This is a genomic window from Photobacterium lipolyticum, from assembly GCF_003026475.1.
GTDB lineage: Bacteria > Pseudomonadota > Gammaproteobacteria > Enterobacterales > Vibrionaceae > Photobacterium > Photobacterium lipolyticum.
The window spans coordinates 77,534-100,534 of the sequence record NZ_PYMC01000005.1 but is presented as its reverse complement, the minus strand read 5'-3'; the positions used below and the strand labels follow the sequence as shown (position 1 = coordinate 100,534).

Annotated in this window: 17 protein-coding genes and 2 pseudogenes; 9 read left to right on the top strand and 10 right to left on the bottom strand. The window is 46.2% G+C overall.

What is annotated here, in order from left to right:
• Position 1: 1 nt before the first annotated feature.
• The gene (locus C9I89_RS09170; protein ID WP_107283053.1) at positions 2-1,648 is read right to left on the bottom strand and encodes an electron transfer flavoprotein-ubiquinone oxidoreductase; all 1,647 of its coding nucleotides are present in this window, start codon (positions 1,646-1,648) and stop codon (positions 2-4) included.
• Between the two features lie 153 nt (positions 1,649-1,801).
• On the opposite strand from C9I89_RS09170, the gene C9I89_RS09165 reads away from it, so the two are divergent.
• The 4 genes from C9I89_RS09165 to C9I89_RS09145 all read left to right on the top strand — a co-directional run bounded on the left by C9I89_RS09165 (position 1,802) and on the right by C9I89_RS09145 (position 5,912).
• On the top strand, positions 1,802-2,581 hold the full coding sequence (locus tag C9I89_RS09165; protein WP_107283052.1) for an electron transfer flavoprotein subunit beta/FixA family protein: 780 nt from the start codon (positions 1,802-1,804) through the stop codon (positions 2,579-2,581).
• On the top strand, positions 2,581-3,525 hold the full coding sequence (locus C9I89_RS09160) for an electron transfer flavoprotein subunit alpha/FixB family protein (protein ID WP_107283051.1): 945 nt from the start codon (positions 2,581-2,583) through the stop codon (positions 3,523-3,525). The genes C9I89_RS09165 and C9I89_RS09160 overlap by 1 nt, the downstream gene beginning before the upstream one ends.
• Before the next feature lie 1,202 nt (positions 3,526-4,727).
• On the top strand, positions 4,728-5,036 hold the full coding sequence (locus C9I89_RS09150; protein ID WP_107283050.1) for a DUF6506 family protein: 309 nt from the start codon (positions 4,728-4,730) through the stop codon (positions 5,034-5,036).
• Positions 5,037-5,114: 78 nt separating this feature from the next.
• Positions 5,115-5,912, top strand: a complete 798-nt coding sequence (locus tag C9I89_RS09145; RefSeq protein ID WP_107283049.1) for a helix-turn-helix domain-containing protein — start codon at positions 5,115-5,117, stop codon at positions 5,910-5,912.
• Positions 5,913-5,967: 55 nt separating this feature from the next.
• On the opposite strand, the pseudogene C9I89_RS22795 reads toward C9I89_RS09145, so the two are convergent.
• From C9I89_RS22795 to C9I89_RS09100, 7 genes and pseudogenes are all read right to left on the bottom strand, one after another.
• Positions 5,968-6,063 (bottom strand): annotated as a pseudogene (locus C9I89_RS22795) (exonuclease); the annotation flags it as partial.
• Positions 6,064-6,404: 341 nt separating this feature from the next.
• A pseudogene (gene ltrA / locus C9I89_RS09130) lies at positions 6,405-7,643 on the bottom strand (group II intron reverse transcriptase/maturase); the annotation flags it as partial.
• Positions 7,644-8,013: 370 nt separating this feature from the next.
• Complete coding sequence (locus C9I89_RS09125; protein ID WP_107283048.1) at positions 8,014-8,850, bottom strand: LysR family transcriptional regulator; 837 nt, start codon at positions 8,848-8,850, stop codon at positions 8,014-8,016.
• Positions 8,851-10,004: 1,154 nt separating this feature from the next.
• The gene (locus C9I89_RS09115; protein WP_107283046.1) at positions 10,005-11,159 is read right to left on the bottom strand and encodes a dihydrolipoamide acetyltransferase family protein; all 1,155 of its coding nucleotides are present in this window, start codon (positions 11,157-11,159) and stop codon (positions 10,005-10,007) included.
• Entirely contained in the window at positions 11,156-12,139 is a 984-nt protein-coding gene (locus C9I89_RS09110; protein WP_107283045.1) for an alpha-ketoacid dehydrogenase subunit beta, read from the bottom strand. Before C9I89_RS09110 ends, C9I89_RS09115 begins: the two co-directional genes overlap by 4 nt.
• A complete protein-coding gene (pdhA, locus tag C9I89_RS09105) occupies positions 12,132-13,220 on the bottom strand; it encodes a pyruvate dehydrogenase (acetyl-transferring) E1 component subunit alpha (RefSeq protein ID WP_107283044.1) in 1,089 nt (362 codons plus the stop codon). The genes C9I89_RS09110 and pdhA overlap by 8 nt, the downstream gene beginning before the upstream one ends.
• Before the next feature lie 470 nt (positions 13,221-13,690).
• The gene (locus tag C9I89_RS09100; protein ID WP_245905453.1) at positions 13,691-14,578 is read right to left on the bottom strand and encodes a DNA ligase; all 888 of its coding nucleotides are present in this window, start codon (positions 14,576-14,578) and stop codon (positions 13,691-13,693) included.
• Positions 14,579-14,893: 315 nt separating this feature from the next.
• On the opposite strand from C9I89_RS09100, the gene C9I89_RS09095 reads away from it, so the two are divergent.
• The 3 genes from C9I89_RS09095 (at position 14,894) to C9I89_RS09085 (ending at position 20,299) form a co-directional block, all read left to right on the top strand.
• The gene (locus tag C9I89_RS09095; protein WP_245905452.1) at positions 14,894-15,964 is read left to right on the top strand and encodes an efflux RND transporter periplasmic adaptor subunit; all 1,071 of its coding nucleotides are present in this window, start codon (positions 14,894-14,896) and stop codon (positions 15,962-15,964) included.
• Entirely contained in the window at positions 15,964-19,086 is a 3,123-nt protein-coding gene (locus tag C9I89_RS09090) for an efflux RND transporter permease subunit (protein ID WP_107283043.1), read from the top strand. The genes C9I89_RS09095 and C9I89_RS09090 overlap by 1 nt, the downstream gene beginning before the upstream one ends.
• Before the next feature lie 160 nt (positions 19,087-19,246).
• Entirely contained in the window at positions 19,247-20,299 is a 1,053-nt protein-coding gene (locus C9I89_RS09085) for a PTS sugar transporter subunit IIC (RefSeq protein WP_107283042.1), read from the top strand.
• An 80-nt stretch (positions 20,300-20,379) separates the two neighbouring features.
• On the opposite strand, the gene C9I89_RS09080 is transcribed toward C9I89_RS09085, so the two are convergent.
• Together C9I89_RS09080 and C9I89_RS09075 are read right to left on the bottom strand one after the other, a co-directional pair.
• Positions 20,380-21,027 (bottom strand): LysE family translocator, encoded by a 648-nt coding sequence (locus C9I89_RS09080; RefSeq protein ID WP_107283041.1) that lies wholly within the window; start codon positions 21,025-21,027, stop codon positions 20,380-20,382.
• A 103-nt stretch (positions 21,028-21,130) separates the two neighbouring features.
• Positions 21,131-21,619, bottom strand: coding sequence for a hypothetical protein (locus C9I89_RS09075; protein ID WP_107283040.1), 489 nt, complete (start codon positions 21,617-21,619; stop codon positions 21,131-21,133).
• A 299-nt stretch (positions 21,620-21,918) separates the two neighbouring features.
• Here C9I89_RS09075 and C9I89_RS09070 point away from each other — a divergent pair, with 299 nt between their 5' ends.
• Together C9I89_RS09070 and C9I89_RS09065 are read left to right on the top strand one after the other, a co-directional pair.
• Entirely contained in the window at positions 21,919-22,605 is a 687-nt protein-coding gene (locus C9I89_RS09070; RefSeq protein ID WP_107283039.1) for a chromosome segregation ATPase, read from the top strand.
• A gap of 78 nt (positions 22,606-22,683) precedes the next feature.
• On the top strand, positions 22,684-23,001 hold the full coding sequence (locus C9I89_RS09065; RefSeq protein WP_107283038.1) for a cupin domain-containing protein: 318 nt from the start codon (positions 22,684-22,686) through the stop codon (positions 22,999-23,001).

The window sequence follows — 23,001 nt, the reverse complement described above, 5'->3', positions numbered from 1 at the left end:
ATCACATATTCGGATAATTTGGCCCGCCGCCGCCTTCAGGGCAAACCCAGGTAATATTCTGAGAGGGATCTTTGATATCACAGGCTTTGCAATGTATGCAGTTTGCCGCATTGATCTGCAGTCTGGGGTGACCATTTTTGGTGACTATCTCATAGACACCCGCAGGACAATAGCGCTGGCTGGGTTCGTCATAGAGTGAAAGATGGTTCCTGACTGGGAGCTGCTCATCGGCTAACAGCAAGTGGCAGGGTTGGTCCTCTTCATGGTGTGTCGCCGATAAATAAACCGATGAGGGTTTATCAAAACTTAAGATGCCATCGGGGTTAGGATAAATTAGCGGCTTGTACTGATCGATAGGTTTAAGACACCGGTGATCGGCCTGTTTGTCTTTGAACGTCCATGGCATCCGATGATGAAGAAGATTATGTTCCAGTGTCGCCAGTGCCCCACCGACAAGCTCACCAAACAGATGAATTTGAGCGCCGAAGTTGCGGGATTCATTGAGCTCCTGATATAACCAAGAATCGTTAAACCGACGTTGATAGTCCGGTTCGGTTTGGCTGTTCCCTTGCTGTAATTCGTCAAAAATAGCTTCAGCTGCCAACATGCCCGATTTCATGGCCGTGTGGCTGCCTTTAATTTTGGCGAAGTTTAAGGTTCCGGCATCACAGCCAATCAGTAATCCACCGGCGAATTGCTGCTTAGGTAAAGAGGATAACCCGCCTTTTGAAATCGCCCTTGCTCCGTAAGCAATGCGTTGGCCGCCCTTGAGGTAGGTGCTGAATTTAGGGTGGTGCTTCAGACGCTGGAATTCATCGAAAGGGCTCAGATAAGGGTTGGCGTAATTGAGGTCGACGATTAATCCCACGGCAACTTGGTTATGCTCTAAATGATAGAGGAAGCTGCCGCCAGTGGTACCCGTTTGATTTAACGGCCAGCCGATGCCGTGGATCACCAGGCCGGGCTGATGACGTTCTGGCGGTATTTCCCACAACTCTTTTAAGCCCAAGGCATAATGCTGTGGTTGCTTGCCTTGATCGAGCTGGAACGTGGCTATGAGCTGTTTGCCGAGATGCCCGCGGGAGCCTTCGGCAAATACCGTGTATTTGGCTTTTAATTCGATACCCGCTTCAAAGCTTGCTTTCTGTTGCCGTTGTTTATCTAACCCCATGTCTGATGTGACAATGCCTGTTACCGCTCCATTCTCATTGTAACGGAGGCGCGATGCGGCAAAGCCGGGGTATATTTCTACACCCAGCCGCTCAGCTTGTTGTGTCAGCCAGCGGCACAGGTTCGCAAGGCTGATCACGTAATTACCCGCGTTCTTCAGGGTATTGGGCAGTAGGGCGTGGAGAACATTAAAATGATTGAACCTGTTGGCTAAATAGCAAAACTGATCGTCTGTTACCGGAGTATCGAGCGGGGCCGCGAGACCTTCCCAGTCAGGAAAGAGTTCGTCTAACGCTCTGGTTTCGAAAATGGCACCGGAGAGAATATGAGCCCCGACTTCTGCGCCTTTTTCAACCACACAGATAGTGAAGTCTAGCTGATGTTGTTTAGCTAGCTGAGCCAGCCGACAGGCCGTTGCCAGTCCTGCGGGCCCTGCGCCCACAACGACAACATCGAATTCCATACATTCTCTATCCATGCTGTAAACCAGATCCTACATGAAGGACATAGTGCTAAATATAGTCCAGTTGACGTAAACGTAAATTAAACTAGGCTCAAAGGATATAAACCTCCGCACACTTCAAGGCATTAAGGCTTACGCGAAAAGCGCCCAATAAAAAAGGAAAGCGTTGTGAAAGTATTAGTTGCGATAAAGCGTGTGATTGATCCTTATGTGAAAATAAGAATCAAAAGCGATGGTTCTGGTGTTGAAACAAACCATGTCAAAATGACAATGAACCCATTTTGTGAGATAGCCGTTGAAGAGGCTATAAGACTGAAAGAAGCCGGCCATGCTGATGAAGTGATTGTCGTTTCCGCGGGTGGTATTGCCTGTCAGGAGCAATTGCGAACCGCTTTAGCATTGGGGGCTGATCGTGCGATTCATATTAATACCACCTCTATTGATACTGCACCTACCGATACTGATTCCTGCCTTGAACCTCTCACTGTTGCCAAATTACTTCGATCGGTTATGGCGATTGAGCAACCCGGCTTAGTATTGCTCGGAAAGCAGTCCATCGACACCGACAATAATCAGGTAGCTCAAATGCTTGCGGCTATCACGCAACGTCCGCAGGGCACATTTGCATCTAAAGTGGTGATGGAAGGCAATGCGGTTTCAGTCACTCGTGAAATCGATGGCGGGCTTGAAAGCGTTAAATTGATCTTGCCTGCCATTATCAGTACTGATTTGCGTTTGAACGAGCCGAGATATGCCTCGCTGCCCAATATCATGAAAGCCAAACGCAAGCCGATGGATGTCAAAACACCGGGTGAGTTAGGTGTGGAGATTGTTCTGCATCAGGAAGTGCTTGAAATCACCTCACCACCGGTACGTAATCCCGGCGTGATGGTTGCGTCGGTATCAGAGCTAGTCGATAAATTAAAAAATGAAGCCAAGGTGATCTGATGAGAAACTCAACCCTCTCGACATTAATCGTGGCCGAACATGATAACCAGTCTCTTGCTGCCGAGACATTGAAAACGGTCAGTGCCGCCAAATCGATAGGCGGTGAGATAACGATGCTGGTGGCAGGCTTTCAGTGTCAGTCAGTTGCCCGAGAAGCCAGCACGCTTAATGGCGTTGATAACGTCATGCTGGCAGATGATGAGGTTTATCAACACCCGTTGGCTGAAAATTTATCCGTGTTAGCGGCCGATATTGGCGGTGATTATTCACATATTTTGGCTGCCGCTACGACGTTTGGCAAAAACCTGATGCCACGTGTCGCAGCAATGCTGGATGTCGGCCAATTGTCAGATGTGATTGGTATTGAATCGGAAGATATTGTGATTAGGCCCATTTATGCCGGCAATGCGTTGGCAAAGGTGAAGTCGACAGATCCGATCAAAGTCCTGACGATTCGTAGTGCTGCGTTTGATGTTGCTGCGGCCGGAGGCGAGCCCGCGTCGATCACCGAGCTGGATAGGGTGATCCCTACTGAAATCTCAGAGTTTGCAGGGCAGCAAATAGCCGAAACGGTACGACCTGAATTATCGGCGGCTCGGGTGGTTATTTCAGGTGGCCGTGGTGTCGGTGATAAAGAGAGCTTCGCATTAATTGAAAAGCTGGCAGACAAGCTTGGAGGGGCAATTGGCGCCTCGCGTGCCGCAGTCGATGCCGGGTTTGTATCAAATGATCTGCAAGTAGGTCAAACCGGTAAAATTGTCGCACCTGATCTTTATATCGCAGTGGGGATCTCCGGCGCTATTCAGCATTTAGCCGGGATGAAAGACTCTAAAGTTATCGTCGCGATTAATAGCGATCCTGATGCCCCGATTTTCCAAATTGCAGATTATGGTCTGGTGGGAGACCTGTTTGAAGTCGTACCGGAACTGATTGAGGCGTTGTAAGTATTTGAGTTCTGTAAATCCAATCGATAATGTGGATTAGGCAATCTGTCATTTAGCGCGACATAGCTTAACCAGATCAGACCGGTTGCTCTAACTTACATTTGCCCGTGCGACGTGAAGTCGTATGAAGCGCTGTTCACCGCTCAACGAGTGAACCATCTGTATCACCAGATGAACCTAGGAGCCTGAATAAAGTAGCGGCTCTGACAATGTAACGAAGATTGGTCACAGACCAATCGGGATCTAAATCGTGAGAGGTTGATTCTCCTGACAACCACATAAGTCGGGTGAGTGCTAGGTAGTCAGTATGACGAACACAAGTGAATCTGTGCAAGGTGCGTTACTGTGGAAGCAGCGGAAGTGGTTTATACGCTGTGGCCAAAAGGCACGGGAGAAGGAAAGGAGTTACCCGATTACCCTTTCGTGATCGCTATGCTCCCCGCACTATAGCAGGCGTCTACCCTGACATTGCGTGACATACGGAACATGGTAAGCCTGTATCGCTCCCTATGGGAAAGCCTCTGTGGCCTATAGTGATGCAGGTAGAGGAGGTTGGAAAAAGCAAAGGCTGCATTGTAATGATGCAGATACAGACCTGTGTCTGGCACGAAAGTGAGCCCACTTCCAGCTGGTCTCCCGTTGCAAGATGATTTGAGGAACTTTATTAAAGGAGAAACGCAAATGATGACTTCACTTGAAGTTAGTGCCTCTCCTTACCGCTATCAATCGCCATTCTTTAACAAGAATATCGTTGGTAGTAAGTATTGAAGCTTCAAATGTGCATTGCAAAATCTGCCTTAGCGGCAGGTGGGTAACATAGTACGCCTTAGTGGAGGCTTGAGCCCAGTGCAGTGAAAGTTGCACGCTGGGTTCTTAGGAGGGCGGCACTCGGTAACGGGTGTCGCCTATCCGCCCTTTCTTTGTTAGTGTGTTTGCTCATTCACAGGCTGTTAATGTCGATTTGTGATATTTAAGCTAATGTGGCGATAGCGCAATTATTGATTAGATACTCGCTCGGAAACTCCCAAAAGTAATCCAAAACGATCGTTCTCAGGTGACCATCAAAGTTGAATACTGATTCACCACTTGATTGAAGGAAGACCGTTTGTGCAGCTTTATTATCGCAAGATGACGGATTTATACAATATACAAAAGTCACCCAGTTGTACTATCGCTTCCAACATTAAACAGGAAGCTCAATTATGTCGACTATCTTTAAAGCCGCTTTTATTTTCGTAGCACCCGCAGCTGATCCCTCTTGTGATTATTCTTGGGTACGTACCGAAGAAGTACACGTAAAAACCATTGCCGTTTCAAATTATAAGCAAGCTTGTAAGCTAATTGACTCATTAGTCGAAGAAGGTATTAAAGCGGTTGAACTCTGTGGTGGATTTGGTCATCAAGGGGTCGCAGATGTAGTAAAGGCAGCCAATGAGCGATTACATGTGGGTGTTGTACGCTTTGATAAACATCCTTGTTTAGACTTCTCCAGCGGTGATGAGTTATTCTGATCCCCATATAAAACAGCAACAGCACCACCTCTAAAACCGACATTATGATCGCCAGAGGTGGTAGGAAACATAGCAATCATGTATACACGACAAATTAAACCTGCCCATCAGTTGAGCCCATATATCGCACACTTTTGGCTTTGGGAGCAAAATCATACCTTCGCGCTCCCTGATATGTTGCCCGGTACCGGGGTTGAAATGCTGTTCAACTTCGGGGATGCGTTAATAATACAAACGAATCAACAATCACGACTCCGTTCTAATGACTGTATCGTGATCTGCCCACGTAAATCACTTATTCAGATTCAACCAACGGGTATAACAAAAACACTCTCAATACGTTTTCGCTCAGCTGGATTTTTCACCCTATTTGGATTGCCTTTAACTGAACTATCAGATCAAATTTCCCCGACAAGTCACTTATTACCCTCTAATTTGCTAACACAGCTTGTTGAATCGAAAAGCGATATTGCGAAGGTTACCTTGCTAGAACAATGGCTACTACAACAAATGGTTAAGATCAAAAATCAAGACTCAGCACTACAATGGGCCATCGATAAGATTTACTACCAGTATCACAATGACAGCATTAATGAAGTCAAAACCCAGTTAAAATGTAGTGAGAGAACATTTCAACGAAAATTCAAAATATTTACGGGAGTAGATGCAAAGTACTTTGAGCGAACCGCACGATTTCAATCGGCACTAAAAACGCTGTTAGCGGCTCATTCAAACCAATATATAACAGTTGCATTCGATCATGGTTACTATGATCAACCGCATTTTATTAAAGACTTTAAATATTATACTCAGGCGACACCAAGTGAATATCTGACTGAAAGGAATTTTTCTTTAAACTACTACACAACAACGTAAGTACAAGAACACGGACTCAATAGTAAAGCCATAAAGTCCGTGTCGCAATAATTGTCTATTCTTGAGTTTGCTCTGGCTCAGCAATGAACATAGTCTTCGCTAAACGCGCCAAATTGTACGCATCCACATAACCGGAATGCTGTCGCCCTTCCGCTCCCACAGCATCAAACACGTTTTCAATTTAAATGAAGCATGGGCAACCTTGATAGAAACCCACCCGCTTCGAAAGGTTGGAATCGATGTTGTGACCAACATGTTCACATGTTCAACCCCATTAAAGGGTGAACTGTACCATCAAAACTGGACAGTGTGTTAAATGACTTTGCTATACCAGAATTAATTCATGGGTTGCTAATTTAGCAACGTCACTGACACGTTTATGTCGGGTGGACGACACTTGTTACCAAGTGCCGTCTCCCTAAGAACCCAGCGTGCAACTTTCACTGCACTAGGCTCAAGCCTCCACTAAGGCATCGTTTGATACCCAGCAACTTATAAAGCAGTCAGAGCAGGATCGTTCCAAGAGTTGCGAGCTAACCTTTTGGACTTTCTCTTCGCCAAGTATTCTTGGTATTGAGGGTCGAATGGTGTTGCCACACTTAGGATTTTCACATGCCTTTCTATTGGTACTTTGGCGATTTGGAAGAGATTGAACTGGCAATCCATATCCATGATCTTCTGCCAACCGTGAAATTGCCATTGGCCTTTTCGATTGATGAAGTATTTAAGGGCGATCCAAGTTTTAGATTTTGTTGGATGACGCCTTTTAGCCCAGTGCCATAACGCATGAAATAGTTTGTGGCCTACATATCCGAATACCTGTTTCGCGACGCAGTGTCGATAGTAATTCGCCCATCCCCTGAGTTTCGGATTTATCAGTTTGATAAGATCATTTACAGGAAGAGTTACGTGCTTTTTGATGAGTTCACGCAGATTACTTAAGAACATCAACGTATTGGATTTGCTCGGCTTAATGAGTGATTTTCCTTTGTACTTCCTATGGTTAAAACCCAAGAAGTCAAAGCCATCGGTGATGTGAGTGATGTGCGTTTTCTCTTCGGATAGTGTTAAGCCTCGTTCCGCTAAGAAGTCAGCAATCAACGGTTTGATATCGTTCTCCAGCACTTCCTTTGAAGCGCAAGTGACGACGAAATCGTCAGCGTACCCAATAAAGTTGGCTCTAGCACCCAGTTTGAACGCAGTGGACTTTATGTGCTGCTCAAGACCTGCAAGAGTCATTAGCATCAAGGTGGGAGATATGATCCCGCCTTGTGGTGTACCCTCGTCGGTGCGATAAAACAGCCCTTTGTCCATAAAGCCAGACTTTAACCATTGTTCCAACATACGCTTGTCTACAGCGATGTTATCAAGAAGCCACTGATGACCGATCTTGTCGAAACAGGCTTTGATATCTCCCTCGAGTACCCATTGGGCTGATTTCTTTAGAGCCAAACATTTGAAGCACTGAACGACTGCGTCAGCAGTGCTGCGGTTTGATCTAAATCCATAGCTGTTAGGGTCGGCAAGTGTTTCTGACACTGGCTCTAGTGCAAGAAGGTGGAGCGCTTGCTGTGCTCTGTCTATCATGCATGGGATACCAAGAGGTCTAAGTTTGCCATTCTTTTTGGGGATATAGATACGCTTGAGTGGTTTGGCTTGATATGCCTTCCTGCTCAACTGAACTACTGCTTTCAGGCGGCGGGTATCCGTGTTCCAGATGACACCATTGATATCAGTGATCTCTTACCCTATAGCAATACGTCCGCTCAATAGCTAGGTGGAAATACCCGCTTACCCATATATGGTCAAGTTAAAATGTTCTGCTTTATCCAAATTAGAAATGTCTGGTTGCGAAAGAGTGAACGTATTACGCGAAGCATGGAGTTACATACTGGGGGAATGGTCTTCCTTGTACGATTGGTTTTTATTGGAGTGATTTATGGAAAACGAAGTGTATGACATCATTGCACCTTGGATTAGCGTATCGAAGTGGCACACCACCCCCCCATTAGATCAAGAACGCTCTAGTTACAAATTTCTATTGTATAGCCTCGTCGTAACTAACGAAATGATAAAATTTTCACCCGAAAGATCATCCTAACTAAAAGGATGGCTTACTCAAAACACTATCCAGTTCTACTCTAATAAAAGCTGATATTTCGGCCAACTTTCTCGGGAGTGGATTTTGGTAAGGGTAGGCGATATACATCGATCTTTCCGTATCGAAAATTTGTGTAATATGGATGTTGTTTATGTGGCTACCTTTCATGAGGTAATTTGGAATGACACCAACGCCGACTCCTCTAGCAACAAAGTTCATTAGAATGGACGTATTATCAACTTCAATGACATCACTGTAATTCTTCTTTATCGACTCTTTACTCGAATGGTTTTTATAGATGAGTAACGTATTATTTTTAGTGTTGTCGATTTTAGATATTAAAATATCGTTATAATTGCCAACTTTATGTGCAATCAATGTGTCATCAACAACGTTATTAAGTCTAATCGCTATATCTACATTGCTTTCTAATAAATTCTCAACATTGTTACTCGATGATATTTCAAAGTTAACGGCAGGATACCGTTCTTGAAGGCCTTTAAGAATATCACCAAAAATAGAAGAAGCGATCGAGTTAGGCATTGTTATTTTAAATTTTCCACTAATACAGTCACTAAGTGATTTTGCTCTGTAATTCAACTCTTGTAAATTTTCTAAAGCTTCGATGGCAAGTTGTTTGATGCTTTCGCCATGATCAGTCAGAACGAGTTTTCTTGTTGTTCTGTGAACGAGCGTAACCCCAAGCTGTTTCTCTAAGGCCGCCAGTTGACGGCTGACTTGAGCCTTCGATTTTCCAAGCTCCTTTGAAGCCCTCGTCAAGGAGAGGTGCTTACAAATTGCCGCAAAGCAGATTAGCTCATTGTTCATCAATTCCATGATTGTTACCTATATGCAACTCTAAGTCACGTTGTCTTTTAAATCCCCACTTAGTATAACTAGCTTTCGTCGGAGGATGAAAGTGATATTTAAAAGTTGCAATGAAATAATGGTAGATTATTACCTTAATAAAAAATTGATGATATTGAATCAAACCGATATAACAGAAAATCAAAATCAATTTGAATTGATTTTGAAAGTAACAAAAGTATAAAGACGTATGTTTTAGGAGGATGGTTGAGACGTTTAAACTCGATGAGTTTACTTGTTGATGATTTCGTTTTTATTAATTATGGCTCGATCCCACTAAAAGACTCAATAAATATTTAGCTATATGTATCACATTTAAACTATAACCTAACCAATGTAGAGATATTAAACTATGAAGACAGAAAAGCAAAGTTCGAAAAAATATCCCTTTCAACGCGGAAATTTGTCTAGCTTGATAAATAATATTATCCAGTTTTATACAAAAGTGTTTGTTACATTATTTGGTGATGAGATGAGAACTCGCCACCAAAAAAGTAAAATCAATGTACGAAGTACGTGTGAGCTTAGCGATCACATGAAACGAGATCTTGGTTTAGATTGATTGGTAGCTTTCACTCGATCAATTCGAATAGCCGAAGCTAAACCGTTCGAACTACTTCGAATCGAAGGACATTTTCGTTATACGTCAGTGAATGATTTTTATTTTAGATATCCTGGAGGTGTGTGAGCTAACGTATCTCAAAATGGTGTAAGATACTCTTTTGGTTTTGGCATGTTTCGAATGGGAACATCTGCTACTGGTCGTAAGTGGATATCCATTAGGGTTCCTATAATCGGCATACGTTTATTCCAGCCTAAGTAGAAAACCGCTGGGTATGAATCTCACTTTTTTTGTATATTCATTTAATCCATGTTGTTCTTTGTAATGCATTAACGTTGGATTTGAAATAATAAACTAATGCTTTTAGTTTCATTTAGACTACCGACTCTAAATTATTTTTCTCCAATTCCTTGTCTGTGACTGCCAGAAGTTGTTCCTATGACTGACCGATTGCATATCGTATGCCGCAGAGTGTCAGATCGAGGATAACGAAACGCTCAGTATAATTTTGAAGATCGCAACAAGCGGCCCAATCAGCCGCTTATTGTGCGGTTACCTATAATCAAGCCGTCGCTTGCTGCAAATGAAGGACGAGGGCGCGAATAAACCGTGCAGCCTCGCCGCCGGTACAGACCCTGTGATCGAAGGTTACGGATAACGGCAGGGCCTTTACAGCTACCGGCTGACAATCCCTCATGATTATTTTCTCGATGATCCGGCCGGCACCAACAATCGCGACTTGTGGCGGAGAAACGACAGGTGTTGCGTAGATCCCTGCAATAGCGCCAAAGTTAGAAAGCGTGATCGTCGCGTGTTGTAGTTGCTCCCGCCTAATTTTTCGCTTTTGAATACCGGCTACGGTTTTATCCAGCCACTGGCGAATACCGTTCGGGCTAAACTCATGAGCATGACGCAATACCGGGACATAAAGCCCATGTTTGCTATCAACGGCAATACCAATATTGACCGTATTGTGAACACAGCGAGTCATGGTCTCTGCATCAAACCAGGCATTAAGCGCCGGCTCTTGTTGGCAGGCATCGACAATGGCTTGTATTAAGCGGATTGAAATGTCTTCGTCGTCAGGCCATTCAGCCAATATCGCTTCTTCGGTAATGGTGACGGCAGCGACATTGTGATGAGATTCCGTCATGGTGGTCACCATGGTCCGGCGTGCCCCTTTTAATACTTCTGCCTCTTGTAGTACACCTTTCTCTGGTTGCGGCTTGTCACACTGGTTATAAACATCAGTATCAAGAATTAATCCGTCGGGGCCGCTGCCTTGAATACCGTTAAGATCGACGCCAAGTTGCCGGGCCAACAAACGGGTAGAAGGCATGGCGGTGATCATATGTTCTGGCTTGTCCGCTTGATCGCTACCTATCCAAAATTCATCTACATTTACATGATGTTCCTGTTGCGAGACATTGCCGACAACGGTGGCGGCATCCGCTTGTTTCTCTTGCGGTTTTTCGGTTTCTCTCTGTTCTTCAAATTCCAGTAATAAACTACCAATGCTGATGACATCCCCTTCGTTACCATAACGTGCGACGACTTTTCCGCAGTAAGGGGAAGGTACTTCGACGGTGGCTTTCGCCGTTTCAACAGTGAGTATGACCTGATCAACCTTAACGTTATCGCCGATGTTAACGTGCCATTCGACAATTTCAGATTCGGCTAACCCCTCACCGAGGTCGGGTAATGTAAATGACTTCATTTCCACTTCTCCACCAGCTCGCGGGCTGCAAGAACAATGTCACTTTCCTGTATCATAAAAAAGTCTTCATTACGGTAATATGGCATCACAGTATCCGGACCCGTGATGCGTTTCGGTGGCGCTTTTAACAGGTACATGGCATGTTCAGCGGTACGGGCAACGATCTCCGCCCCGACACCGCAGGTCTTACAGGCTTCATGTACGACAAGCAGGCGACCGGTTTTTTCTAATGACGTAATAATGGTTTTCATATCAATGGGTTTGATGCTGGCAAGATCGATCACTTCCACTTCAATACCTTGTTCCGCCAGCGTTGTGGCGGCTTGCAGCGATTCAATCACACAAGCACCCCAAGTGACCAGAGTCAGATCTCGGCCTTTACGTAGGGTAAAGCAGGTATCGAGCGGTAAGGTTTCACCATTGTCAACAACATCGGATTTCACGGTGCGGTAAATCCGCTTGGGTTCAAAGAACATCACCGGATCATTGCTGCGAATGGAGGCAAGCAATAAACCGTAGGCCCTTTGTGGGGAGGACGGGATAACAACTTTCAAGCCGGGAATATGGGCAAACAGGGCTTCAACGCTTTCAGAGTGGTGTTCCGGAGCATGGATACCCCCGCCAAATGGAGCACGAAAAACGGCGGGGCAGGTAAGCCGACCTCGGGTTCGGTTACGCATACGGGCTGCATGGCAGGCTAAGTGCTCCATGGCCGGAAAGACAAAGCCCTGGAATTGAAACTCGGCAACCGGACGCAATCCTTGGGTTGCCATTCCTACGGTTACACCACCAATCAGTGCTTCCGCTAACGGTGAATCAATAACGCGCTTACAGCCAAACTTATCTTTGAGCCCGACGGTGGCGCGGAAAACCCCGCCGTTATCACCGACGTCTTCCCCTAAAACAACCACCTTCGGGTCATTGGCCATTTCATGGTGTAAGGCACGGTTTACTGCTTCGAGTAGAGTGATCTCAGCCATGGTCGGCTCCTTGCATCCGGATTGCTTTATTGATTAATGCTTCGCGCTGATCATTGAGTTCACTATCGGAAGATTCGTAGAGATAATCGAAGGCCGTTTCAGGTGCCTGTACCGGCGTATTGAGATAGTGCTCGACGCTTTGTTCAACCATTTCATGGCAGTGCTCATGCCATTGTTCTTCTTCTTGTTCTGACCAGTAGTTTTGGTGTGTCAGGTATGTTTTCAGGCGCTGAATCGGTTCGAATTCCCATGCTTGACGAAGTTCATCGTCACTGCGATAGCGGCTGGCATCATCGGCTGTGGTATGGTCGCTGAGCCGGTAACTGACGGCTTCAATTAATGTCGCGCCTTTGCCTTTTCTGGCGCGATCCAAGCTGGATACGATGGCATCGTACATCGCGATCACATCATTACCATCGACGGTGATACCGGGAATACCCGCACCTTTTGCTTTATCAGACAGAAATTCAGCAGCGCATTGCAAACGGCGAGGCACAGAAATCGCCCATTGATTGTTATTGACCACAAAGACTAACGGAATATTCCAGCTGCCGGCGCAATTGATGGATTCGAGAAAGTCACCTTTCGAGGTTGCGCCATCTCCGCAGGTTACCAGGGCCGCGTGATGGCCGCCCGTAATTTTCAACGCAGAAGCTACCCCTACGGCATGAGTGCACTGGGTCGCAATCGGTACGCAAAAAGGTAAGTCGCGGCAGTGCCTGTCGTCAAAAAAGAAATCACTGCCTCTTTCGTCGCCGCCCCAGTATTGCAGATTCTTTTCCATTGCAATACCGCGGGCCCACATGGCAGGCATATCTCGATAGTAGGGGATAAAAACATCATCCGTTTTTAGCGCCCGCCCGACGGCAATACCAATGGCCTCTGCCCCAAGGTGTGAAGGATAGGTACCTAACTTACCGGTACGTTGCAGTGCGATCGCTTTATTATCGTAAACCCGGGCTAATACCATGTCGCAGTAAAACCCTTTCAATGTTGACTGATCGGCCCATGCGGGAAGTTGGCCGACAGGGCTGCCATGATGATCAATGAATCGATGCATGGGTAAGGCCTGAACATTCATCTCAAGCTCCTTCTGTTGCCGTCTCCAATCGAGGGAGGCGGCAAATCATGTAAACGCTGAGAGGTAATACCGAGAGCTATGTGGCCGAGTACTTCACTATCTTTTATTGCTGTTGTGATGATCTCCAGATGAATCAATGTACTGAAGTGCTGTTCTGAAAATGGATAACGCGATACTTCATTTCACGCATGCGCCACAGTGTCCAGCGATAAGTCTTGGTATAACCCGATGATTTAAGTGTAACTAAATTGTTAGATTCTGCCTGCGGTAATAATTAAGCAATCAATATGGCGTCGAATACAGACGAAAATGTGGCTTTTGAAAAGATTTCTGCCGTATGTTTGAAGAATAATACTGATTATATGTGTTTTTTAGCCAGATTATGACGGCGTATTTTTCGAGGTGGCGAGAGCATCGACACCATATTTAGGGCGTCGATGCTATTTCAAGGTCGCTAATAATGCGGGTTGTCAGATATCCGGATTTGTTCTGGTTCTGATAAAGCGAGCAAAGCGGGGGATCCCACTGTCAGTGTAACCGTTGTATCGATAGGTTACGGTTGTGCCCAATTCCGGCGGATTTTCACGATCGTATTGGTTAAATCCGGTACCAATTTTGAATTTGATTTTATCTGATGTTAAGACCCACATCGATCCCATTATTCCTTTGAATTTACCGTTCCCCTCTTCGTAGCCGATAACGACGGCTTCAGCGTCCTGGTACCTTTTCAGTTTCAATAGTTGATCGGAACGTCCTGCCTGATAAAAATTACCGCGGTGATGAAGCATTAACCCTTCACCCTTCTTATCGTCAACGTGTTGTAGCCAGTCTTCCAGATGGGTAAAACTTGCTATACGGCGTTGTTCAATGACTTGAATGTGTTTGGGCTCAATAGTGTTGATTTGATGGGTTAAGTGTTGATATCGGTGCTCAAACTTGGCTTTACTTTCGGGCAAATCAAAGATCATATAGCGAATGGATCGCCAGGCTCTGTCATCTGGAAACTGATCCAATACCGTTTGTGCGACTTGCTGAAACTTGCCTCGCCCAACCCATAGCTCGCCATCTAACGGTATGTCAGGCAGAGGTGCGGTAAACCATACTGGTGCGGCGATTGCATTACCTGTTCGAGTCAGTAGCGTTTTCCCTGTCCAGTAGGCACGAATGCCATCGAGCTTTTCACTGATCAGGAAATCGGTGATTTCATTATGACTCTCTGCGGTATTTTCTGTTTTCTCCGGCTCAAATTTAGTTGGGTCAAAATTCTGTGCTTGCATTACTAATGGCGATGCAGCCAGTGATTGGTTGATTGGATAGAGGATTAGCGTGATAGCGATGGAGATCTGAGATAATTTCAAAGGATTTCTCCGCAAAAATATTATCTACGCTACGACGCTTAAGCGGCGAAGGTAAACGATGGCGTTGATCTCGTCATCATGCTTGCGGGGCACGTCTAACAATACTTTTTTACTTTGAACGTGATTTGGCAAAATCTGAGATCTATATCTGCTAGGTGAATTGTCAGTAGGAACCAGATTCGTTATTGCGATAGAGCACTCTTCTTATTGTCCTAAACTTCAGTGGTATCAGTAATATTTCAGTGAAATACGGCAGAACTATACTTAAAAATTAATTGGCACTGACCGCACTGTAACCACGACTAAGGCAGGATAATGAAAATAACCTTGATCACAGGCATCGTTTTGCTGGCAGGTTTGGCCACCGGAGTCTGGTACAAAGAGCAGGGCCGTGATGAGGGTGCTCAGGTGAGGCGCAGCAGTACTCCCAGTGTCATTGTCAGTACGGTGGTGTTGCAAAATGTGCGCAGGGAAGTGGAGGCATTGGGAACCGTTAAGGCCCGTGAGTCTGTGGTGGTGTCAGTCAAGGTGACAGAAAAGGTTGAGCAGGTTCATTTTTCAGACGGGCAACAAGTTAAAGCCGGTGATTTGCTGGTGACCTTACGTTCAGGAGAACAAAAAGCCAAAGTTCGCGCCGCAAGAGCCAACCTCAAGGAGCAGCAACGGGAATATAAGCGCATTGAAGGATTGGTAAAACGCAATACGATTGCGAGTTCGGAGCTGGATAAACTGTTAACCAGCATTGACGTTGCCCGGGCCATTCTGGCCCAGAATCAGGCTGAGCTGGATGCAAGATTTATTCAGGCGCCCTTTTCCGGTTTGCTCGGCTTCCGTCGGATCAGCCCGGGTGCCTTGCTCACCCCCGGGATTGTCGTTACGACGCTAGATGCGCTGGAGAAAGTAAAGCTCGATTTCACTATTCCGGAGCAGTTTGTCGGTGAGTTGAAGCTGGGATCCAGTATCGAAGGAGAAGCCGCCGCCTTCCCGCAGCAGCCATTTGTCGGAATTGTTACCGCTATTGATAGCAGGGTGAACCCGCAAACCCGGGCGATAGTCGTTCGTGCTGAGATTGAAAATCCTCAGCTGAAATTGCGCCCGGGCATGCTGATGACATTAAGGCTTATTGTCGAGCAGCGTAACGGATTGGTTGTGCCCGAAGAAGCCATAGTGCCGCGGCAGCGAGACAGTTTTCTTTTTGTGGTTAACAACAATGTGGTGGAGCAGCGCAAAGTTGAAGTCGGGTTTCGTACCCGGGGAGAAGCTGAAATTCTGAGCGGTGTCGTCGAAGGGGAACTGATCATTACTCGGGGAACACAGAAAGTACGTCCGGGGCAAAAGGTCGAAACTCGACCGAATGAGCGCTTTAGCTATCAGGAGGCGAGTTGATGCTGCTGACGGATCTCTCTGTTAAACGTCCTGTTTTTGGCTCTGTGATCAGCCTGCTGCTGATAGCCTTTGGCTTGATCGCCTATGACAAGCTGCCACTGCGTGAATATCCGAATATTGATCCGCCTATTGTGACCGTGTCCACTAATTATCGTGGTGCGTCAGCGGCGATTGTTGAAAGCCGTATTACCCAATTGGTTGAAGACGGGATTTCCGGCCTGGAAGGGATCCGCAATATCAGCTCGCAAAGCCGGGATGGCCGCTCATCCGTTACTCTGGAATTTGGCATCGGTCGGGATATTGATGCCGCAGCCAATGATGTCCGTGATCGGATTTCCGGGATCTTAAATAATTTACCCGATGAAGCCGAGCCGCCGGAAGTACAAAAGGCGGCAGGCAGCTCAGAAGTGATCATGTGGCTGAATCTGGTGTCGGATCGGATGGATACGCTGGAACTAACCGACTATGCCAGCCGTTATCTGGTTGACCGTTTTTCGGTTATTGATGGTGTTGCCAACATCCGTATCGGCGGGGGGAAAACCTATGCATTAAGGATCTGGGTCGACAGACAAAAACTCGCCGCAAGGGGGTTAACGGTAACTGATATAGAAGATGCCTTGCGGGCCGATAATGTGGAGCTGCCTGCGGGCTCCCTTGAATCAGAGAATCGCCAGTTTTCAATCCGTACCCAACGCAGCTTTATCGATCCCGAGGATTTTTCCCAGCTCGTGATCAGTGCCGGTTCTGATGGTTACCTTATCCGTTTGGGCGATGTGGGCAGAGTGGAACTGGCGGCTGAAGAGGAGCGGATTTCGTTTCGTGGTAACACCCAGGATATGATTGGCTTGGGGATCAATCGCCAGTCGACCGCAAATACGCTGGCGGTTGCCCGCGCCGTCAATGCGCTGGTGGATAAATTAAATCCTACCTTGCCCGAAGGGATGAAGATCACAGGATCCTACGATTCCTCGGTTTTTATTCAGGCCTCGATTGATGAAGTATTTAAAACGCTCTTTATTGCGATGCTGCTGGTTGTTATTGTGATCTACCTGTTCCTTGGCAGCGTTCGCGCCATGCTTATCCCGGCACTGACCGTTCCTGTCTCGCTGATCGGGACCTTTATTGTGCTCTACGCCTTGGGTTATACCATCAACTTATTGACCTTGCTGGCTCTGATCCTGGCGATTGGTATCGTGGTTGATGACGCGATTGTTATGCTGGAGAACATTCAGCGGCGAATAGAGCTGGGTGAGCCACCGTTGAAAGCTGCTTTTCTCGGGGCGCGTCAGGTCGGTTTTGCCATTGTTGCAACCACGATAGTACTGGTTTCAGTGTTCTTGCCGATAGGTTTTCTTGAGGGTGATTTAGGTAAATTGTTCCGGGAATTCTCCATCACTATCAGTACCGCGGTTATATTATCCTCTTTGGTGGCACTGACCTTGAGTCCCATGATGGGCTCAAAAGTAATGAGGCCGGTTGAGTACGAGCCCTGGCTGGTACAAAAAATTGGCGGAATTTTAGCGTACGTCACCCAATTTTATCGTTCGTCGCTGGATAACTGGCTGAAAAGACCGTACCTGGTCTTGGCTATTTTGGTTGTGGCGCTGATTGGCAGCGGCTTGCTCGCAAGCAGAATACCTTCTGAGTTTGCCCCGAGAGAAGATCGGGGGGCGATGTTTATTATCATCAATGGCCCTCAGGGGGCGAGCTATGAGTTTATGCAGCCGTACATCAACGAAGTGGAGTACAGGCTGATGCCATTGGTGGAAGCCGGTGAGGTGCAGCGTTTATTGATCCGGGCCCCGCGAGGCTGGGGGCGGATTGAAGATTTCTCGGGCGGCTTCGCGATAGTCGTGCTGGAAGACTGGGCAAAGCGAAGGAGTGCGTTCGCGATTATCAGCGATATCCAACGAAAGTTGTCTGATCTGGCTGGTGTCAGGGCCTTCCCGGTTATGCGTCAGCCTTTCGGGCGCGGGGTGGGTAAACCGGTACAATTTGTGATTGGAGGCGGGAGTTATGAAGAGCTTGCCCGGTGGCGGGATATTATTGTTGATGAAGCTGTTAATCAGCCGGGATTAGAAGGCATCGATCACGACTACAAGGAAACCAAACCCCAACTCCGTGTTGTTATCGATAGAAACCGGGCCGGCGATTTAGGTGTCTCCATTCGGGATATCGGGCAAACGTTAGAATCAATGCTGGGCTCGCGATTGGTGACAACGTTTGAACAGCGTGGCGAGGAGTATGATGTTGTTATCGAGGGGCAGCGAGAGAGACAAAATACCGCAGCCGATCTCAGTAATCTCTATGTCCGCTCTGACCGGACCAATACGCTTATTCCACTTTCAAGCCTCGTGACGGTAGAAGAGTTCGCGGATGCGCCTCAGTTAAACCGTTATAACCGGGTTCGGGCCATTACCATTGAGGCGAATCTTGCTGATAATTATACCCTGGGCCAGGGGCTGGATTACTTAAATGAGTTGGTGAGAAAACATCTTCCGGCAGATGCGGTGGTTAATTACAAAGGTCCGTCCCAAGACCATCAGGATTCAAGCCATTCTGTCCTCTTCGTCTTTACCCTGGCCCTTGTGGTTGTGTTCCTGGTGCTGGCTGCCCAGTTTGAGAGTTACATTCACCCTCTGGTTATTATGCTTACCGTACCACTGGCAACGTTTGGTGCCTTGCTGGGGCTGTATTTTACCGATCAAAGCCTCAATATTTACTCTCAGATCGGTATCATCATGCTTGTCGGGCTGGCGGCTAAAAACGGTATTTTAATTGTTGAGTTCGCCAATCAACTTCGCGATCAGGGCGTCGTGTTCGAGCAGGCGATTATTGATGCTTCAGCAGCACGATTAAGGCCGATACTCATGACGGCTATTACTACAGCGGCAGGTGCCGTTCCGCTTATCTTAGCAACCGGTGCCGGGGCCGAAACCCGAATAGTTATTGGTATTGTGGTGTTAACCGGAATACTGGTCGCCACTTTTTTCACCTTGCTGGTGATCCCCGTGGTTTACCGCTTGCTGGCACGCCATACCAACAGTCCGGAGTTTGTCGCGCGTAAACTGGAAAAACAGTTGGCAGAAGATAATACGGTACTGGTGAAGAAAGTGAGTTGATACTGCGTTATTAAGGTGATTATTAATAGAGGGTTTTTCATTCTCCGTGATTGCGCTAGAATCTGCAGCCTGTTTGTAACCATGATCAAACAGAGACATTATCAGGGATGAAATGCAGCAGCTATCTGCAGTATTGAATGCAGTATAACAGGTTAGAATAATGCAACTTACACACGACAGATTTTTCGCTTTCTTAGACCGAAAAGGTATCGACTTTTCGGTTAAAACCTACTTTGTGCATGCCATGAGCTTCATGGCATTAGGTTTATTCTCTTCATTACTTATTGGTTCTATCTTAAATACGCTGGGGCTGAAGCTGGGGATCCCGCTGTTTTCAGATACGCTATGGCCTATCGCGAAACAGATGACGGGGCCGGCTATTGGTGTCGCTGTTGCTTATGCGTTAAAAGCGCCGCCTCTGGTGTTATTTTCCGCGACGACAGCGGGTGCGGCAGGGGCTGCGATGGGGGGGCCTGTTGGCGCATTTATTGCGACAATTGCCGCGACTGAATGTGGCAAACTGGTCGCCAATGAAACCAAAGTAGATATTCTGGTTACACCGGCTGTAACGGTGATTGTCGGGGTCGCGGTAGGAAGCTTAGTCGGGCCACAGGTTGGTGCCTTAATGACGGCACTCGGTAATGTCATTATGTACGCGACTCAGCTACAACCTTTTATCATGGGAATGCTGGTGGCCGTTCTGATGGGAATGGCATTAACCCTGCCTATCAGCAGTGCGGCGATTGCCATTATGCTAAGTCTGAATGGGTTGGCGGCAGGTGCTGCCACTGTGGGTTGTTGTGCTCAGATGGTGGGTTTTGCGGTAATGAGTTTCCGTGAAAACCGTTGGGCAGGTGTGTTTGCTCAGGGGCTGGGTACGTCAATGCTGCAGATGCCAAATATCATCAAGAACCATAAGATTTGGTTTCCCCCTATTATTACATCGGCAATTTTAGGCCCGGTTGCGACGCTTGTTTTTTCTCTGGAAAATACGCCACTTGGAGCGGGAATGGGAACATCAGGTCTGGTGGGGCAAATTCAGGCCTTCATTGCAATGGAAGCGGCGGGTAAAACTGGCAGTGAAATTTATCTGGTGATTTTTCTGATGCACATAGTCTTACCCGCTTTATTGACTTTCGGTATTGCAGAAATAATGCGGAAAGCGGGTTGGATCAAGCCCGGGGATCTGACGCTGAATCTATCGTCACGCTAGGTCAATCGGCAGAAAGACAGACAAAAAAAAAGAACACGGAAGTGTTCTTTTTATTGAGTAATGCTGTGAGTAAAGCCCAATCAAAGGCGGATATTTTTGCTCAGCAGCAATTGCAAGCCAAGCGCGACCATGACAAAGCCCGTTAACGACTGCAGCCATTGATTGGTTTTCGGTTTAGCTAGCCAGTTCTTTGCTCTTTCAATTAACAGCGATAAAGAAGACTGCCACACCATAGCCAGCAAGAAATGAATCCCAGCCAGAATGAACGCCTGCGATATTGCTGAACCTTCCGGATTAATAAACTGAGGTAAAAACGCCAAGTAAAAGATAGCTGTTTTCGGATTCAATACATTGGACAAAAAGCCTTCCGCGAACGAACGTCGCAGGTTGAACTGATTCGATGAGATCTGCTCGTTCCCAATGATCCCCAGCGCTCCTGAGCGAAAACCACTTTTCAGGCTACAAAAACCTAAATAAATCAGGTAAGCGGCTCCTGCAAGCTTAATGGTCTGAAACAGCCATGCTGACTGAACGAGAATAAAAGAAATTCCCACCGCTGACAGGGTTGCGTGTACAAACAAACCGCTGCAAATACCAAAGCTACTGGTCACGCCATCTTTCCAGCCGCCTCGGCTGGTATTTCTGATCACCAACACCGTGTCTAATCCGGGGGTAATCGTCAGCACAGTAATAGCAACGACAAAAGTCATCCATTCAGAGACTGGCATAATATCAATTCCTTTTCTGCCCAAAATTCCATAAGACGTTTCACATTATCAGCTCAGTTATTGATTGTCTTGATGTTTATTCAGCTTGATATTTTCGCACTGACTAGAACGGTTGATTTGCGCATTTATAGAATGCTTCTGCCTGATTTCGATCGGCAATAAATGCAAGGGAGGGGGCTATGCCCTCAACTTTCAATAATGTTTTATACCCGCCGAGCCTGAAATGATCGGAAAAGCGTTGGGTTGCCAATGCCGTTGTATCGATGGTTGTTGAATAGATGTTGATATCCGGTTTTAGCTCTTTATACAGTTCATGAGATACCGAAAATTGTGCATTATCGTAAGATGTATCAGGGTTGAACGAGAGCTGTTCCAACATTCCTGAGGAAGGGACCGGAATTGGAATGCGGTGGTAAATCTGCACTTTTAATTCAGCTTTCGGGCTCGATGAAAAGAGTAGCACTATGTCTTTTTGGTGTCTTTCTTCGTTGATTGCAAGATGGCAATTGTGATCGATTTGTAGATGGCTGGAATTCTCAAGCAAGGGTATTGAGAATGCAGATACAGTCAGAAATAACAGCTCGGTGATCATGCTGATACCTATATGTTCGTTGTTGCTTGATGGTATTTAAAGACTGTAGCTGGTTATCGGTGAAACAGATGTCTTAGACATTGGATATATTAAGACATACAACGTTTTTACAACGGTACTTTCAAACAGAAATGATTAGCAGAATGAGCTTGTTTTATCGTGTTTTACTTTAATATTGATATAAACCTGACACAGAAGAGCTATCTTGCTGATATTATTCACATAACATCCTTATGGTCATTTCAACGAGTGTTGTTATGTTTCAGGGGCTGGTCATAACTTATCAATAAGGTGTAGGCATGTTAAAAAAAGCGAAATCAATGAACATTACAGCGTCATGGAAAGCGTCGTTGTTTGTGGGTTTAGTGCTGGGCTTGGTGCTTGCGTCAGCTTTCTGGAATCGTGACCAGGGGCCGAGTCAAGAAGATCATGATCTGTTAACACAAGAAAATGCGCAGTTAATTGAAGATAAAAATGCGTTGCAGAGCCGCTACGAAGAATTAGAAACCCAGAAAACGCTAGAACTGGAGCAACTGGCTGCACAGTTAGAACAGAAAGCGGCGGAGTTTGACCAACAGAGAGCAGCTTACGAAGCTCAAATTGTTAATCTGAAGCGGAAACAGAAGCAACTTTCAGTTACGACGAAAAAGTTAGATACCAAAGTGGTTGAATTGAAAACCACGACCGAAAAACAGAAGGCGGTATTAACTAATTCTAAAGAATTGTATCAACAACAGTTGGAGCTGCAAAAGCAAATTGTTAACGCTGAAAGCGGAGTTAAGAAAGCGAAATCTGTAGTCAAAGAATTTAAGAAGGTATGTGATGAATTCAAATCCGGGAAAAGCTGGAATTGGGTTTCACAGGCGGATTGCGATAAATATGAAGCCAAACTCGATCTTGTTGAAAGTAAAGAAGCAGAGCTCAGTGCGCTGAATAAAGAGCTGGATGCACTGAATCGGAAAATTGAGATTGAGCTGCCTAAGTAGTTTTTAGTCAAACGAGCCGATAACGAGGCGAGGTTAGACCTCGCCTTTTTTGTAAGCTGACAGAGATGATGGATAATCATGGGCAATTTATTTAGTCAAATCCCGGCTACGTTACCGGAAGAGATATTTCAGGATCTGGTTAAAACAGACTCAGTCAGAATTGAGAGGATCATTTCCAAAGGGCATTCCACACCGTGTGACCATTGGTATGATCAAGAAGAGAATGAGTGGGTGCTGGTGGTGAAAGGGGAAGCAAAATTATTGTTTGAAGATGGAATGAAAGTCGTTCACCTCAACGAAGGTGATTATATTAATATCGCTGCCAATCAGCGCCATCAGGTTACCTGGACTTCACCGGATAAAGAAACCATTTGGTTAGCTGTATTTTATTCGTAA

Bases quoted from the DNA above. Each gene is read 5' to 3' on its own strand.
- C9I89_RS09065 (WP_107283038.1), top strand. From the start codon at position 22,684: ATGGGCAATTTATTTAGTCAAATCCCGGCTACGTTACCGGAAGAGATA.
- C9I89_RS09150 (WP_107283050.1), top strand. From the start codon at position 4,728: ATGTCGACTATCTTTAAAGCCGCTTTTATTTTCGTAGCACCCGCAGCT.
- C9I89_RS09090 (WP_107283043.1), top strand. From the start codon at position 15,964: ATGCTGCTGACGGATCTCTCTGTTAAACGTCCTGTTTTTGGCTCTGTG.
- C9I89_RS09145 (WP_107283049.1), top strand. From the start codon at position 5,115: ATGTATACACGACAAATTAAACCTGCCCATCAGTTGAGCCCATATATC.
- C9I89_RS09160 (WP_107283051.1), top strand. From the start codon at position 2,581: ATGAGAAACTCAACCCTCTCGACATTAATCGTGGCCGAACATGATAAC.
- C9I89_RS09095 (WP_245905452.1), top strand. From the start codon at position 14,894: ATGAAAATAACCTTGATCACAGGCATCGTTTTGCTGGCAGGTTTGGCC.
- C9I89_RS09080 (WP_107283041.1), bottom strand. From the start codon at position 21,027: ATGCCAGTCTCTGAATGGATGACTTTTGTCGTTGCTATTACTGTGCTG.
- C9I89_RS09110 (WP_107283045.1), bottom strand. From the start codon at position 12,139: ATGGCTGAGATCACTCTACTCGAAGCAGTAAACCGTGCCTTACACCAT.
- pdhA (WP_107283044.1), bottom strand. From the start codon at position 13,220: ATGAATGTTCAGGCCTTACCCATGCATCGATTCATTGATCATCATGGC.
- C9I89_RS09115 (WP_107283046.1), bottom strand. From the start codon at position 11,159: ATGAAGTCATTTACATTACCCGACCTCGGTGAGGGGTTAGCCGAATCT.
- C9I89_RS09085 (WP_107283042.1), top strand. From the start codon at position 19,247: ATGCAACTTACACACGACAGATTTTTCGCTTTCTTAGACCGAAAAGGT.
- C9I89_RS09070 (WP_107283039.1), top strand. From the start codon at position 21,919: ATGTTAAAAAAAGCGAAATCAATGAACATTACAGCGTCATGGAAAGCG.
- C9I89_RS09125 (WP_107283048.1), bottom strand. From the start codon at position 8,850: ATGGAATTGATGAACAATGAGCTAATCTGCTTTGCGGCAATTTGTAAG.
- C9I89_RS09075 (WP_107283040.1), bottom strand. From the start codon at position 21,619: ATGATCACCGAGCTGTTATTTCTGACTGTATCTGCATTCTCAATACCC.
- C9I89_RS09170 (WP_107283053.1), bottom strand. From the start codon at position 1,648: ATGGATAGAGAATGTATGGAATTCGATGTTGTCGTTGTGGGCGCAGGG.